This is a genomic window from Leifsonia araucanica (assembly GCF_051161895.1).
Lineage (GTDB): Bacteria > Actinomycetota > Actinomycetes > Actinomycetales > Microbacteriaceae > Leifsonia.
In genome coordinates this window covers 1,203,197-1,217,410 of record NZ_JBMBTW010000002.1, presented here as the reverse complement: position 1 = coordinate 1,217,410, position 14,214 = coordinate 1,203,197, and the positions used below count along the sequence as shown (strand labels likewise).

11 protein-coding genes are annotated in these 14,214 nt (G+C 69.1%); all 11 read left to right on the top strand.

Going from position 1 to position 14,214, the window contains the following annotated elements; translation table 11 throughout:
• The first annotated feature begins 12 nt into the window (after nucleotides 1-12).
• The 11 genes from ACN6M5_RS05840 to ACN6M5_RS05790 all read left to right on the top strand — a co-directional run bounded on the left by ACN6M5_RS05840 (nucleotide 13) and on the right by ACN6M5_RS05790 (nucleotide 14,158).
• Entirely contained in the window at nucleotides 13-1,761 is a 1,749-nt protein-coding gene (locus ACN6M5_RS05840) for a peptidoglycan D,D-transpeptidase FtsI family protein (RefSeq protein ID WP_085367981.1), read from the top strand.
• Nucleotides 1,762-1,772: 11 nt separating this feature from the next.
• Nucleotides 1,773-3,317, top strand: coding sequence for a Mur ligase family protein (locus tag ACN6M5_RS05835; protein WP_085367979.1), 1,545 nt, complete (start codon nucleotides 1,773-1,775; stop codon nucleotides 3,315-3,317).
• Nucleotides 3,317-4,744 carry a UDP-N-acetylmuramoyl-tripeptide--D-alanyl-D-alanine ligase gene (locus tag ACN6M5_RS05830; RefSeq protein ID WP_434948864.1) on the top strand — a complete coding sequence of 476 codons (1,428 nt, stop codon included), beginning with the start codon at nucleotides 3,317-3,319 and terminating at the stop codon, nucleotides 4,742-4,744. Before ACN6M5_RS05835 ends, ACN6M5_RS05830 begins: the two co-directional genes overlap by 1 nt.
• Nucleotides 4,741-5,853, top strand: a complete 1,113-nt coding sequence (mraY, locus tag ACN6M5_RS05825; RefSeq protein WP_434948863.1) for a phospho-N-acetylmuramoyl-pentapeptide-transferase — start codon at nucleotides 4,741-4,743, stop codon at nucleotides 5,851-5,853. The genes ACN6M5_RS05830 and mraY overlap by 4 nt, the downstream gene beginning before the upstream one ends.
• A complete protein-coding gene (gene murD / locus ACN6M5_RS05820; protein ID WP_434948862.1) occupies nucleotides 5,838-7,379 on the top strand; it encodes a UDP-N-acetylmuramoyl-L-alanine--D-glutamate ligase in 1,542 nt (513 codons plus the stop codon). The genes mraY and murD overlap by 16 nt, the downstream gene beginning before the upstream one ends.
• Entirely contained in the window at nucleotides 7,345-8,589 is a 1,245-nt protein-coding gene (ftsW, locus tag ACN6M5_RS05815; RefSeq protein WP_247597088.1) for a putative lipid II flippase FtsW, read from the top strand. The genes murD and ftsW overlap by 35 nt, the downstream gene beginning before the upstream one ends.
• Nucleotides 8,586-9,659, top strand: a complete 1,074-nt coding sequence (locus ACN6M5_RS05810; protein WP_434948861.1) for a UDP-N-acetylglucosamine--N-acetylmuramyl-(pentapeptide) pyrophosphoryl-undecaprenol N-acetylglucosamine transferase — start codon at nucleotides 8,586-8,588, stop codon at nucleotides 9,657-9,659. The genes ftsW and ACN6M5_RS05810 overlap by 4 nt, the downstream gene beginning before the upstream one ends.
• A gap of 56 nt (nucleotides 9,660-9,715) precedes the next feature.
• Entirely contained in the window at nucleotides 9,716-11,125 is a 1,410-nt protein-coding gene (murC, locus tag ACN6M5_RS05805; protein ID WP_434948860.1) for a UDP-N-acetylmuramate--L-alanine ligase, read from the top strand.
• Between the two features lie 10 nt (nucleotides 11,126-11,135).
• A complete protein-coding gene (locus ACN6M5_RS05800) occupies nucleotides 11,136-12,164 on the top strand; it encodes an FtsQ-type POTRA domain-containing protein (protein ID WP_434948859.1) in 1,029 nt (342 codons plus the stop codon).
• Between the two features lie 154 nt (nucleotides 12,165-12,318).
• Complete coding sequence (gene ftsZ / locus ACN6M5_RS05795) at nucleotides 12,319-13,491, top strand: cell division protein FtsZ (RefSeq protein WP_085367964.1); 1,173 nt, start codon at nucleotides 12,319-12,321, stop codon at nucleotides 13,489-13,491.
• Complete coding sequence (locus ACN6M5_RS05790) at nucleotides 13,457-14,158, top strand: YggS family pyridoxal phosphate-dependent enzyme (protein ID WP_434948858.1); 702 nt, start codon at nucleotides 13,457-13,459, stop codon at nucleotides 14,156-14,158. The genes ftsZ and ACN6M5_RS05790 overlap by 35 nt, the downstream gene beginning before the upstream one ends.
• The last annotated feature ends 56 nt before the right edge of the window (nucleotides 14,159-14,214 follow it).

The window sequence follows — 14,214 nt, the reverse complement described above, 5'->3', positions numbered from 1 at the left end:
CGAGTTCCAATCGTGCTTACGAGAAAGATGATGCGGCGCAGGACCGCCATCACCGTCGTCGCCGTCGCGGCGACCGTCGGCATCCTGGGCGGCAAACTGGTCGACATCCAGGTCGTCAACGCCGCTGAGCTGCAGAAGAAGTCCGTCAACGCCAAAGAGGTCGAGACGAAGCTCCTCGGGGCACGAGGCAGCATCGTCGACGCGAACGGCACCGTGCTGGCGGACACCGTGTACAAGTACACCGCCGCCGTCTCTCCCAAGGACGCGGTGGCCGGCAAAGACGGCCAGGCCAAGATGGTGGAGGCGGCAGGCAAGATCGGCGCGATCACCGGCCAGGGCGGCGCCGCGGTGCAGAAGATCATCGAGGACGCCCTCAAGGCCAACCCGAAGTCGCAGTACGCGCTCGTGAAGACGGGCATCGACGTCGGTGCGTTCACCAAGCTCGACAAGCTCCCGTATCCGTGGCTCACCTTCACCAAGGTGCCGGCGCGCACCTACCCGAACGGCGCTGTCGCCGGCAACCTCCTCGGCTTCGTCTCGGCCGGAGGCCTCGGCGGACTCGAGGACAGCGAGAACACCTGCCTCGCCGGCGAGAACGGGTCGCAGACCTACCAGCGCGGCGCAGACGGCGTCGCGATCCCCGGCAGCACCGTCACGCAGAAGCCCGCGAAGGACGGCGGGACGCTCAAGCTCACCATCGACCGCGACCTGCAGTGGTTCACCGAGCAGACACTCGCGCAACAGGTCGCATCCACCGGCTCGAAGTTCGGCTTCGTCACGGTCGCGGAGGCGAAGACGGGCAAGATCAAGGCGATCGCGCAGTGGCCGGCCCTCGACCCGAACAACATCGACGCGACGGATTCGCAGTACTGGGGTCTGCTCCCCTTCACCACGCCGTACGAGCCGGGCTCGACGTTCAAGGCGCTCACCGCGAGCATGCTCATCGACCAGGGCAAGGCCAGCCCGACGAGCGAGGTGCTCGCACCGTACCGCTTCGTCTCCGGCCAGGGCGCCGACCTGCACGACTCCGGCTACCACGACCCGGAGCGGCTCACCCTCACCGGCGTGCTGATGAACTCGTCCAACGTCGGGATGTCCCTGCTCGGCAAGGCGCTCACCGACCAGACCCGCTACGACTACCTCAAGAAGTTCGGCATCGGCGACGCCACCGGCGTGCCGTACCCCGGCCAGTCCGATGGCATCCTGAACCCGGTGGCCGACTGGGACGACCAGACCAAGTACGCGACCATGTTCGGCCAGGGCGTCTCCGCGACCCAGGTGCAGATGGTTGGCGCGTACCAGGCCCTCGCCAACGGCGGCAAGCGCATCCCGCTGTCGCTGGTGGAGGGATGCACGAAGTCCGACGGCACGGTCGTCGACGCTCCGAACCGGAAGCCGACGCAGGTTGTCTCGGCCGACGCGGCCAACACGACGCTCGGGATGATGGAGAGCGTCGTGACCAGCGGAGAGCTCGCGAAACAGCTGCAGATCCCCGGCTACCGGGTCGCCGCGAAGACCGGAACGGCGCAGCAGCCGGACGGCAACGGCGGCTACCTCCCGTCGTACTACGTCTCGGTGATGGGCGTCGCTCCCGTCGACGATCCGCAGTACGTCGTTTCGGTCAACCTCGGATACCCGACTACCATTACTTCGTCGGCAGCAGCCGCTCCGCTGTTCCACACGATCATGAGTCAGGTGCTGAAGACCTACCGGGTGAAGCCTTCGACGTCCACCCCGGCCGACTACCCTCCGTACTACTGAAAGTGAGCCCCGTGACAGGACCGGCGCCTACGTCCCTGCGCCCCGAACATCCCGTCGCCCGACCGCTCGCACAGCTGGCCAGGGAGTTCGGGCTGGAATGGCGCGGCGATCTCGATGCTGTCGAGGTCACCGGAGTCGCACTCGCGACGACGGCGATCGAGCCAGGAGACCTCTATGTCGGCGTGCCAGGGCGCAACGCCCACGGCGCGAGCTACGCGGCCAAGGCCGCTGAGGCCGGCGCCGTCGCGATCCTGACCGACGAGGAGGGGGCGGAGCTCGCGGCAGACAGCGGCCTGCCCGTGATCGTCACCCAGGATGCGCGTGCAGCGCTCGGCGCTGTCGCCGCGTGGATCTACCGCACGGACGAGAACGCGGCGACGCTGTTCGGCGTCACCGGCACCAACGGCAAGACCAGCGTCGTGTACCTGCTGAACGCGATCCTCGGCCAGCTGGGCGTCGTGTCCGGCCTCAGCTCCACCGCGGAGCGCAGGATCGGCAGCACGGCGATCACCAGCAAGTTGACCACCCCGGAGGCGAGCGAGCTGCACGCCCTCCTGGCCAGGATGCGCGAGGAGGCCGTCCGGGCCGTCGCCATCGAGGTCTCGGCGCAGGCGCTCAGCCGCCACCGCGTGGACGGGATCGTCTTCGACGTCGTCGGCTTCACCAACCTGAGCCACGACCACCTCGACGACTACGACGCGATGGACGACTACTTCGCGGCGAAGCTCGAACTGTTCCAGCCCGACCGCGCGCGCCGCGGCGTCATCACCGTCGACTCCGACTGGGGCCGCGCCCTGGTCGAGCAGTCGCGCATCCCGGTCACCACGCTGTCGACCTCGCCCGGCGCCGACGCGGAGTGGACCATGACCGTCACCGACGAGACGCTGGAGCACACCGGGTTCGTCCTGGAGGGCCCGGAGGGCGCCAGGCTCGAGTCGCGGGTTCCGCTGCTCGGCGCGTACATGGCGGCGAACGCGGCGCTCGCGATCATCATGCTGGTGGAGTCCGGCTACGACCTGCACGCCATCGGAGCAGCCCTCGACCGCGACGGCGGCATCGACGCGTACATCCCCGGCCGCGCTGAGCGCATCTCCGGAGACCGCGGCCCCGTCGTGTTCATCGACTACGGCCACAGCCCCGACGCCTTCCTGTCCACCCTCAGCGCGCTGCGCAAGGTCAGCGAGGGCAAGATCGTGATGGTCTTCGGCGCGGACGGAGACAGGGACACCACCAAGCGCACCGACATGGGCGCCATCGCGGCCAGAGGGTCGGATGCGGTGGTCATCACCGACTTCCACCCGCGCTGGGAAGACCCTGCGGCCATCCGCCAGACGCTCCTCGACGGAGCGCGCGGAGCCGTCCCCGACCTGGAGCTGTACGAGGTCGCCGACCCCCGCGCCGCCTTCCGGACCGCCCTCTCCCTCGCCGGAGAAGGGGACGTTGTGCTCTACGCGGGCCCAGGACACGAGGACTACCAAGAAGTGGCGGGGGAGCGCATCCCGTATTCGGCACGCGACGACGCCAAGCTGGCGCTCCGAGAGGCAGGGTGGCTCTGATGATCGGCCTGACGCTGGCGGAGATCGCCTCCGCCACCCGCGGCTCCCTCGTGCTCGACGGCACGGGAGCGACCGAGGAGACCGTCGTCGATGGGCTCTCCACCACCGACTCCCGCGAGGTCGTCGACGGCACCATCTTCTATGCCAAGCGCGGCGAGTTCACCGACGGGCACCTGTTCGTGCCGCAGGCGGTGGATGCGGGAGCATCCCTCATCGTCGTCGACCACGCCCTCGACACCGCGGAGTGGAGCCGTCCGGTGCCGCAGCTGGTGGTGGAGGACACCGTCGTCGCCCTCGGCGACCTCGCGACAGAGGTCATCGCGCGCGTCCGCGCCCTCGGCCTGCTGAAGATCGTCGGCGTCACCGGCTCGAACGGCAAGACGACCACCAAGAACCTGCTCCGCGAGATCCTGGAGCAGGTCGGCCCGACCATCGCGCCGCGCGCCTCGTTCAACAACGAGGTCGGCGCTCCCGTCACCATGCTCGAAGTGACCGAGCAGACCGAGTTCCTGGTGGCGGAGATGGGCGCGAGCGGCATCGGCGAGATCGCCAGGCTCGTGCGCATGGCTCGCCCGGACATCGGCATCGTGCTCAAGGTCGGGCTCGCCCATGCCGGGGAGTTCGGCGGCATCGAGGCCACCCTCGCCGCGAAGACCGAGATGGTCAGCGACCTGCTCGACTCCGACGTCGCGATCCTGAACCTCGACGACCCGCGGGTCGCGTCGATGGCAGACAAGACCGTTGCGCGCGTCCTGTGGTTCGGGCTGGACGAGCGTGCCGACGTGCGTGCGACCGGCATCGTATCCAGCGCTCGCGGCACGTCCTTCGAGCTGCACCTGCCGAACGGCGAGAGCCGTGCCGTGCAGTTCCGCGTGCTCGGCGAGCACCACGTGATGAACGCCCTCGCCGCCGCTGCGGCCGCGCACACGCTCGACGTCGGCATCGACGCGATCGTCGCCGGGCTGCAGAACGTGACCCGTGCCGAGCGCTGGCGGATGGAGGTCATGGGAGGAGCCCGCGGCGTCACCGTCATCAACGACGCGTACAACGCGAGCCCGGACTCGATGGCCGCCGCCCTCAAGACCCTCGCGCAGATCGCGGAGCCGGGCGGACGCACCGTCGCCGTGCTCGGCGAGATGAGCGAGCTGGGCGAGTTCTCCGGCGAGGAGCACGACAGGATCGGTCTGCTCGCCGTGCGCCTCAACATCGACCAGCTGATCGTGGTCGGCCCCGCCGCGCGCCGGATGCACATCTCGACCATCAACGAAGGGTCGTGGGATGGCGAATCCAAGTACTTCGACACGCCGGACGCCGCCTTCGAGCACCTCCAGGGCTCCCTGGGCGCGGGCGACACGGTGCTCGTGAAGTCGTCGAACTCCGCAGGGCTCCGCTTTCTGGGCGATCGACTGGGAGAATTGTTCTCGTGAGAGCTCTGCTGACATCCGGTGCGCTGTCAATGGCGTTCACCCTGTTCCTCACACCCGTCTTCATCCGGTTGTTCCGCCGCCTGCAGTGGGGCCAGTTCATCCGCGACGATGGACCGCAGAGCCACCACGCCAAGCGCGGCACCGCCACGATGGGCGGCATCGTCGTCATCCTCGGCACGCTGTTCGGCTACTTCGTCGCTCTGCTGCTGACGGGCGACGGCACGAGTGTGTCCGCGCTGCTCGTGCTGTTCCTCATGGTGGGGCTCGGCGTCGTCGGCTTCATCGACGACTTCCTCAAGACGAGACGTGAGCGCAGCCTCGGCCTCACCGGCTGGGCCAAGGTCGCCGGCCAGGTGGTCGTCGCGACGGTGTGGGCGTTCCTCGCGATCATGTTCCCGAACGGCAACGGGGACACCCCGGCAACGATGAGCGTCTCGCTCATCCGCGACCTGCCGATCGACTTCATGTCGATCACGAAGTTCGGCGCCATCGGCGTGATCGTCGGCTACGGGCTGTACCTGATCTGGATCAACTTCATCGTGGTGGCCACGTCCAACGGCGTGAACGTCACGGACGGTCTCGACGGGCTGGCGTCCGGCGCATCCATCCTCGCCATCGGCGCGTACATCATCATCGGCTTCTGGCAGTCGATCCAGTCCTGCTCCAACATCAAGCTCGATCCGGCGAACGTCGCCAAGTGCTACGACGTGCGCGATCCGTTCGACCTGGCGATCGTCGCGACGGCCATCGTCGGCGCCGTCGTCGGGTTCCTCTGGTGGAACACGTCGCCTGCGCAGATCTTCCTCGGCGACACCGGATCCCTGGCCCTCGGCGGCGCCGTCGCCGCTCTCGCGATCCTCAGCCGCACGGAGCTGCTGCTGGTCCTCATCGGCGGCCTGTTCGTCATCGAGGCCGGTTCGGTGATCGTGCAGCGCGCGTACTTCAAACTCACCCACGGCAAACGCATCTTCCTGATGAGCCCGATCCACCATCACTTCGAACTGAAGGGATGGGCGGAGGTGACGGTCGTCGTCCGGTTCTGGATCATCGGCGGCCTGCTGGTCGCGGCCGGGGTGGGAAGCTTCTACCTCGAATGGCTGGCGACGTGACAGACCTCGACGACCGCCTGGCGGCCCTGAACAGCTGGCACGCGGACTGGCGCGGCCTCCGCGTCGCCGTGTACGGCCTCGGCGTGACCGGCTTCTCGGTGGCGGACACCCTGGCGGAGCTGGGCGCAGAGGTGCTCGTGGTCACGGCGAAGGCCGACGACGAGCGCGCGATGCTGCTCGAGGTCATCGGGGCGGAGCTGCTGGAGGAGTCCGACCTGAGCGCGCCGCCCGCGCGCCTGGCCGAGTTCGACCCCGAGCTCGTGATCGCATCGCCCGGATTCCACCCCGACCATCCACTGCTCGCCTGGGCGGACGGCCGCGGCACGCAGATCTGGGGAGACGTCGAGCTGGCCTGGCGTCTGCGCGACAAGGTGGGCGCGCCGGCCGACTGGATCGCCGTCACCGGCACAAACGGCAAGACCACGACCGTGCAGCTCACCGCGACCATGCTCGTCGCCGGCGGATACCGCGCCGCCCCGTGCGGCAACATCGGGATCCCGGTGCTCGACGCCATCCGCGACCCGCAGGGCTTCGACGTGCTCGTGGTCGAGCTGTCCAGCTACCAGCTGCACTGGGTGAACAGGAACGCGGGAGGGGAGCTGTCTCCCTATTCCGCCGCCTGCCTGAACATCGCGGACGACCACCTCGACTGGCACGGCTCTCTCGACGCGTACAAGGCGGCGAAGGCGAAGGTCTACCAGAACGCCCAGGTCGCCTGCGTCTACAACAAGGCCGACCTCGCGACGCGGGAGATGGTCGAGGAGGCCGAGGTGATCGACGGCGCGCGCGCCATCGGCTTCGGGCTCGACGTCCCCGGCCCGAGCGACTTCGGCATCGTCGACGGCATCCTCTGCGACCGCGCCTTCCTCGAAGACCGGTTCACGACCGCCATCGAGCTGACCACGCTCGACGAACTGCGCGAGGCCGGGCTCGCCGCTCCGCACGTCGTCGCCAACATCCTCGCGGCCAGCGCGCTCGCCCGCTCGTACGGGGTCGAGCCCATCGCCATCCGGGATGTGCTGTCCGCGTTCCGCCTGGACGCCCACCGCATCGAGCTGGTGCGCATCGAGGCCGGCGTGCACTGGGTCGACGACTCGAAGGCCACCAACCCGCACGCGGCGGATGCGTCGCTGCGCGCGTACGAGTCCGTGGTCTGGGTGGCGGGCGGCCTGCTCAAGGGCGTCGACATCGACGAGCTGGTCCGCGCCCACGTCGGCCGGCTCCGCGCCGTCGTGCTGATCGGCGTCGACAGGGATGCGCTGCGCTCGGCATTCGCGCGACACGCCCCCGGCCTGCCCGTCTACGAGGTGGACGCCGACGAGACTGATGATGTGATGCCGACGGCGGTCAGGCTGGCCGGCGGCGTCGCACAGGCGGGGGACACCGTCCTCCTCGCTCCTGCTGCGGCGTCGATGGACCAGTTCTCCGACTACGCAGAGCGAGGCCGCCGCTTCCAGGCGGCCGTCAACGAGTTCTTTGGAGGTGAGGCGGGTGACCAATCCGCCTCGCACCCTGGAGAGGCCTGATCTCGGGAAATCCGGAGCCTCCTCGTCGAAGCTCGCCGGTCTGACGGCACGGATCTCGCTCGGCAAAGCCGTCCAGGCCGAATCGGCCAACTACTTCCTGCTGCTCGGCATCACCCTGTTCATGGTGGTGTTCGGCCTGGTGATGGTGCTCTCGTCGTCGTCGGTCGAGTCGCACAACGACACGGACAACTTCTTCTCCCGGTTCTGGTCCCAGGGCGCGTACGCGCTGATCGGCCTCCCGCTGATGTTCCTCGTCTCGCGCCTGCCCAGCAGGTTCTGGAAGAAGACCATCTGGTTCTTCCTCGCCATCGCCTGCTTCCTGCAGCTGCTCGTGCTCTTCACCCCGCTCGGGATGGAGATCGGCGGCAACCGCAACTGGCTGAAGGTCGGATCGCAGACCCTTCAGCCGTCCGAGGCGATCAAGGTCGCTCTCGTCGTCTGGCTGGGCGTGGTGCTGGCCCGCAAGAAGGACATGCTCTGGCAGTGGAAGCACGTCGCCGTGCCCGTCGTGCCGATCGGCGGAGGCGCCATCCTGCTCGTCACCCTCGGCGGCGACCTGGGAACGACCATGATCATGGCGGCCATCGTGCTCGGCGCTCTGTTCTTCGCCGGTGTGCGGCTCAGGCACTTGGCCGTCGGGACGCTCGGGATCGCCGTGCTCGCGTTCCTCGTCGCGATCTCCAGCGAGTCGCGGCTCGGCCGCATCGCCGCGCTCTTCGGCGGATCGTCCGCGGCCAACCCCGACGTCAACTGGCAGATCGACAACGGCTTCTACGCGCTCGCCTCCGGCGGCGTGTTCGGCGTCGGGCTGGGAAACTCGCACTCCAAGTGGTCCTGGCTCCCCGCGGCGGACACCGACTTCATCTTCGCGATCATCGGCGAGGAGCTCGGACTCATCGGCGCGGCGGTCGTGCTCATCCTGTTCGTGCTGCTCGCCATCGTGTTCCTGCGCATCATCCACGCCTCCACCGACCCGTTCGCGCGGGTGACGACGGCGGCGATCATGGTGTGGCTGATCGGCCAGGCGTTCGTGAACATCGCGGTGGTCCTGGGGGTGATCCCGGTGCTCGGCGTGCCACTCCCACTGATCTCTGCGGGAGGCACTGCGATGATTAGTTCCATGATCGCCATCGGTATCGTCCTGTCCTTCGCCCGGGAGACCGGCCGGGAGGCGCGCCGCGAGCGCGTCGCGAACGGCTCGGCGGAGTGACCAGCTACCTTCTGGCCGGCGGGGGAACCGCCGGTCACGTGAACCCGTTGCTTGCCGTCGCCGACCGGCTCCGCCGCGACGATCCCTCGGCGGAGGTGCTCGTGCTCGGCACGGCGGAGGGCCTCGAAGCCCGGCTGGTGCCCGACCGCGGGTACGAGCTCGCGACCATCCCGAAGCTGCCGTTCCCGCGGAGGCCGAACGCTGCGGCCCTGCGGTTCCCCGGCGAGTACCGCAAAACGATCCGCACCGTGACCTCCCTCATCCGGGAGCGCGGCATCGACGCCGTCGTCGGCTTCGGCGGATACGCGTCGGCTCCCGCGTACTCCGCGGCGCGGAAGGCCGGTGTGCCGCTAGTGCTGCACGAGGCGAACGCGAAGCCGGGGCTCGCCAACCGGCTCGGCGCCCGGTACACCTCCCACGTCGGCGTCGCGTTCGACGGCACGAAGCTCCCGCACGCCACCTTCGTCGGCATGCCGCTGCGTGTGGAGATCGAGGAGCTGGACAGGGCGGCAGCACGACCGCTCGCCGCCGCCGAGTTCGGCCTCGACGCCGCTCGTCCGACGCTGCTCGTCACCGGAGGCTCTCTCGGCGCCCGCCGGATCAACAGGACCATCGCAGACCGTGCGGAGGCCATCGTCGCCGCCGGGTATCAGATCCTGCACATCCAGGGCGGCCGCGGCGAGCTGACGGACCCCGGCATCGAGCACTACCGCCTGATCGAATACTGCGACAGGATGGACCTCGCCTTCGCACTGACCGACGTCGCCGTCGCGCGCGCAGGAGCGGCGACCGTGTCCGAGTTCGCCGCCCTGGGCATCCCCGCCGTCTACGTGCCGTTCCCCGTCGGGAACGGCGAGCAGCGGTTCAACGCGGCCGGTGTCGTGCAGGCAGGCGGGGGAATCCTCATCGACGACGCCGCGTTCCTCCCGTCGTGGGTGGATGAGAAGCTGCTCCCTCTGCTCGGCGACGGCGACGGCCGTGCCGTCGCGGAGATGGGTGCGCGCGCCGCGAGAGCGGGAGTCCGTGACGGTTCCGACCGCATGGTGTCGCTCATCCGAAGCGCGCTCTAAGGCGCGTACCGTTCATACTTGATGGTGCGATTCCGTCCCGACCGAAAGCAGTTCCCGTGATCAAACCCGACCTCACCATGACGCTCCCCGACGAGCTCGGCGCCCTGCACTTCGTGGGCATCGGCGGTTCGGGCATGAGCGGCATCGCCCGCCTGTTCCTCGAGGCCGGGTACACGGTGACCGGTTCGGACGCCCGCGAGTCCGCCAACGTCCTCGCCCTCCGCGAGCTCGGCGCGACCATCGCGATCGGGCACGACGCGGCCAACGTCGGTGACGCGGACACGCTCGTGGTCACCGGTGCGCTCTGGCAGGACAATCCGGAGTACCAGCTCGCCCTCGCCAAGGGACTGCCGGTGCTGCACCGCTCGCAGGCGCTCGCCTGGCTGATCCACGGCAAGCGTCTCGTCTCCGTGGCCGGCGCGCACGGCAAGACCACGTCGACCGGCATGATCGTCACGGGTCTGCTCGGCCTGGGCGAAGACCCGAGCTTCGTCAACGGCGGTGTGATCGAGTCGCTCGGCAAGAGCTCGCAGGCCGGCTCCGGCGAACTGTTCGTCGTCGAGGCCGACGAGTCGGACGGCTCGTTCCTCCTCTACGACACGGCGGTCGCGCTGATCACCAACGTCGATCCCGACCACCTCGACCACTACGGCTCCCTGCAGGCCTTCGAGGACGCCTTCGTCACGTTCGCCCGCGAGGCGAGCGAGCTGGTGGTCGTCTCGTCCGACGACGCGGGTGCCACCCACGTCACGGCGAAGCTGCGCGCCGAGGCGCCGGACAAGCGCATCGTGACCTTCGGCGAGGCCCAGGATGCAGTCGTCCGCGTCCACTCCATCGTCACGGAGGGCCCCGTCGCCTTCACGCTCTCCTACGAGGGTGCGGAATACTCCGCGCAGCTGCGCGTGCCCGGCCGTCACAACGCGATCAACGCAGCCGGCGCCTTCGCCGTGCTCACCGGACTCGGCTTCGATCCCGCAGCGTCGCTCGCCGCCATCGCCGAGTTCGGCGGCACGGAGCGCCGCTTCGAGCTGCACGGCACCGTCGGCGGCGTGAGCGTCTACGACGACTACGCCCACCACCCGACCGAGGTCGCCGCCGCCCTGTCCGCTGCGCGCACGGTCGTCGGCTCCGGCAGGATCATCGCGGTGCACCAGCCGCACCTCTACAGCCGCACCCGCCTGTTCGCGCAGGAGTTCGCGGAGACGCTCGAGACGTACGCGGACGAGACGGTCGTCCTCGACGTCTACGGCGCCAGGGAGGACCCGGAGCCCGGCGTGACGGGGGCGCTCGTCGCCGACCGCTTCGCGCATCCGGAGCACGTCGCGTTCATCGCGGACTGGCAGGCCGCCGCCGACCACACGGCCGACATCGCCCGCGACGGCGACTTCGTCATCACACTCGGCTGCGGCGACGTGTACCGCATCGTCCCGCAGCTGCTCGACTCGCTCCGCCGCGTCCGAGAGTAGCCGTCCCGTCGTGAAGCGTCCCCAGGGGTTCGACCCGTCGGCTGTCTCCGCGCAGCCGCCGGTCGCGCCGCCGACCCAGCAGGCGCCGGAGCGGAGGGCTCCGCGCAGCACGGCGACGACCGAGCCCATCCCGATCATCCCGCCGCGGGTGGATGAGCAGCCCTCCGCCCAGAAGAAGACACAGCAGACGGCGCAGCAGCCCACGCAGCAGCCCACGCAGCAGCCCTCCACAGGCCACGCGGACGCGTACGACCGCCTTCCCTCCAACCGCGAGATCAGCCGCGAGCTGCGCCGAGCCAGGAAGGAGAGGGCGAAGGTCGAGCGCGGGGAGGTCCGCCGCTTCACCAAGCGGTCCAGGCGCAGGAAGATCGCCTGGTTCTCCGCCGCCGGCGTGGTGGTCGCGCTCGTGCTCGGCGTCGCGCTGACCGCGTTCTCCCCGCTGATGGCGCTCCGCACGATCGACGTCACGGGGACCTCCCGGCTCGACGTCTCCGCGGTGAAGAAGGCGCTCTCCGACCAGCTCGGCAAACCGCTCCCGCTCGTCGACCAGGGTGCGATCCGCGGCGACCTGGCCGCCTTCCCGCTGATCAGGAGCTACAGCGTCGAGAGCCACCCGCCGAACACGATCGTCGTCCGGATCGTCGAACGCCAGCCGATCGGCGTGCTGCAGAGCGGGAACACCTTCACCCTGGTGGATGCGGCGAAGGTGTCGATCGCGACCGCTCAGGCCAGGCAGGACGGCTACCCGCTGATCACCGCATCCGGTGCTGCGGCGGAGCGCGACGCCAAGTCGGGATTCGCGGCGGCCGCCGAGGTGCTCGGAGCGCTTCCCGCCGACCTGCTCGCGCGGGTGGACACCATCTCGGCGACGACGGCGGACGATGTGAGCTTCACTCTGCGCGACAGCGGTGCGAAAGTGGTGTGGGGAAGCGCGGAGGACTCGGATCTGAAGGCGGCGGACCTGTCCGCCCTGTTGAAGAGCGCATCCACCGCGAGCACCTTCGATGTCTCGTCGCCGCACAGCGTGACGACGGGATAGGGCGAGATCGCCCGGATGCGTGCCGACTTTTCCGACACGCCCCGCGCGCTACGGGGGCTGAGCCCGTGCGCACCTAACGTCGAATCAAGAATTGCATACTGAGCATAACTTTAAGCCTCGACTTGAGGTTGAAGGTTCCCAGTGGAGGCCGGACGTGACATCAAACCAGAACTACCTCGCCGTGATCAAAGTCGTCGGCATCGGCGGTGGCGGCGTCAACGCCGTCAACCGGATGATCGAACTCGGGCTTCGCGGCGTCGAGTTCATCGCCATCAACACGGATGCGCAAGCACTGCTGATGAGCGACGCGGACGTCAAGCTCGACGTCGGCCGTGAGATCACCCGCGGGCTCGGCGCCGGAGCGGACCCCGAGGTCGGCCGCCGCGCGGCGGAGGACCACGCGGAGGAGATCGAGGAAGCGCTCGCCGGCGCGGACATGGTCTTCGTCACCGCGGGCGAGGGCGGCGGAACCGGCACGGGCGGCGCGCCCGTCGTCGCGCGCATCGCCAAGTCGATCGGCGCGCTCACCATCGGTGTCGTCACCAAGCCGTTCGGCTTCGAGGGCAAGCGCCGCTCGGAGCAGGCGGAGGCCGGTGTGCAGCGCCTGAAGGAAGAGGTCGACACCCTCATCGTGGTGCCGAACGACCGGCTGCTGGAGATCAGCGACCGCGGGATCAGCATGCTCGAGGCGTTCTCCACCGCCGACCAGGTGCTCCTCGCCGGTGTCCAGGGCATCACCGACCTCATCACCACCCCGGGCCTCATCAACCTCGACTTCGCCGACGTGAAGTCGGTCATGCAGGGCGCGGGCTCCGCGCTCATGGGCATCGGCTCCTCGCGCGGTGCCGACCGTGCCATCAAGGCGGCGGAACTCGCCGTGGCGTCCCCGCTGCTCGAAGCGAGCATCGACGGAGCCCACGGCGTGCTGCTCTCCATCCAGGGTGGCTCGAACCTCGGCATCTTCGAGATCAACGACGCCGCCCGCCTGGTCCAGGAGGCCGTGCACCCGGAGGCCAACATCATCTTCGGCGCCGTCATCGACGACACCCTCGGTGACGAGGTGCGCGTGACGGTCATCGCCGCCGGATTCGACGGAGGAGAGCCGAACGCCAAGACGCAGCTCGCCGAAGCGCGCCGCACCACCTTCGTGGAGGCGGGAGACGACGACGGACTGGCGAGCACCGCTGCGCTCGACGCCGAGGACATCCCATCCCCGTCCACCGACGCCTGGTCGGCGGGGGAGAGCCCCGTGTCCGACGCCGCGCCCAAGGACCCAGCCTTCGACGACGAGAATGACGACCTCGACATCCCCGACTTCCTCAAGTAGTCCGCTCGCCGAGCGGCTCGGCGCCGTGCGGGCCGGCATCGACGATGCCGCCCGCGCCGCCGGGCGTTCGCCGGAGGAACTGACGACGATCGTCGTCACCAAGTTCCATCCGGCGTCGCTCGTGCGCGAGCTTGCCGGGCTCGGCGTGCACGACGTGGGGGAGAACCGCCACCAGGAGGCGCAGGCCAAGGCGGCGCAACTCGCCGACCTCGACCTGCGCTGGCATTTCGTCGGGCAGCTGCAGAGCAAGAAGGCGAGGCAGGCGCGTGCGTACGCGTCCGTCATCCACTCGGTCGACCGCGTGTCGCTGGTGGATGCTCTGCGCTCCGACGAGTCGGACGTCGACTGCTTCGTGCAGCTCAACCTCACCGACGATCCGGCACGCGGCGGCGTCGCCGACCGCGATCTCGAACCGCTGGTCGACCACGTCCTCGCCACACCGGGGCTGCGTCTGCTCGGTGTGATGGCCGTCGCTCCGATCGACGAGCAGCCGAGGCGGGCGTTCGAGCGCGTCCGGCTGGCGAGCGAGCGCGTTCGACGGATCGCGCCGGATGCGGTGAGCATCTCCGCCGGGATGTCGCAGGACTACGCGGACGCCATCGCGGAAGGGGCGACACACCTTCGCATTGGCACCGCCATTACCGGGAATCGCCCGCAGCCCGGTTAATCTCGAAGAGAAAGTTCGTCGTGCCTGGAAAGCGACGGCGCACAGGTCTACACGGA

What these genes read in the sequence shown, in the direction of transcription:
- ACN6M5_RS05830 (WP_434948864.1), top strand. Translation starts at nt 3,317, where the DNA reads ATGATCGGCCTGACGCTGGCGGAGATCGCCTCCGCCACCCGCGGCTCC.
- ACN6M5_RS05790 (WP_434948858.1), top strand. Translation starts at nt 13,457, where the DNA reads ATGACGACCTCGACATCCCCGACTTCCTCAAGTAGTCCGCTCGCCGAG.
- murD (WP_434948862.1), top strand. Translation starts at nt 5,838, where the DNA reads ATGGCTGGCGACGTGACAGACCTCGACGACCGCCTGGCGGCCCTGAAC.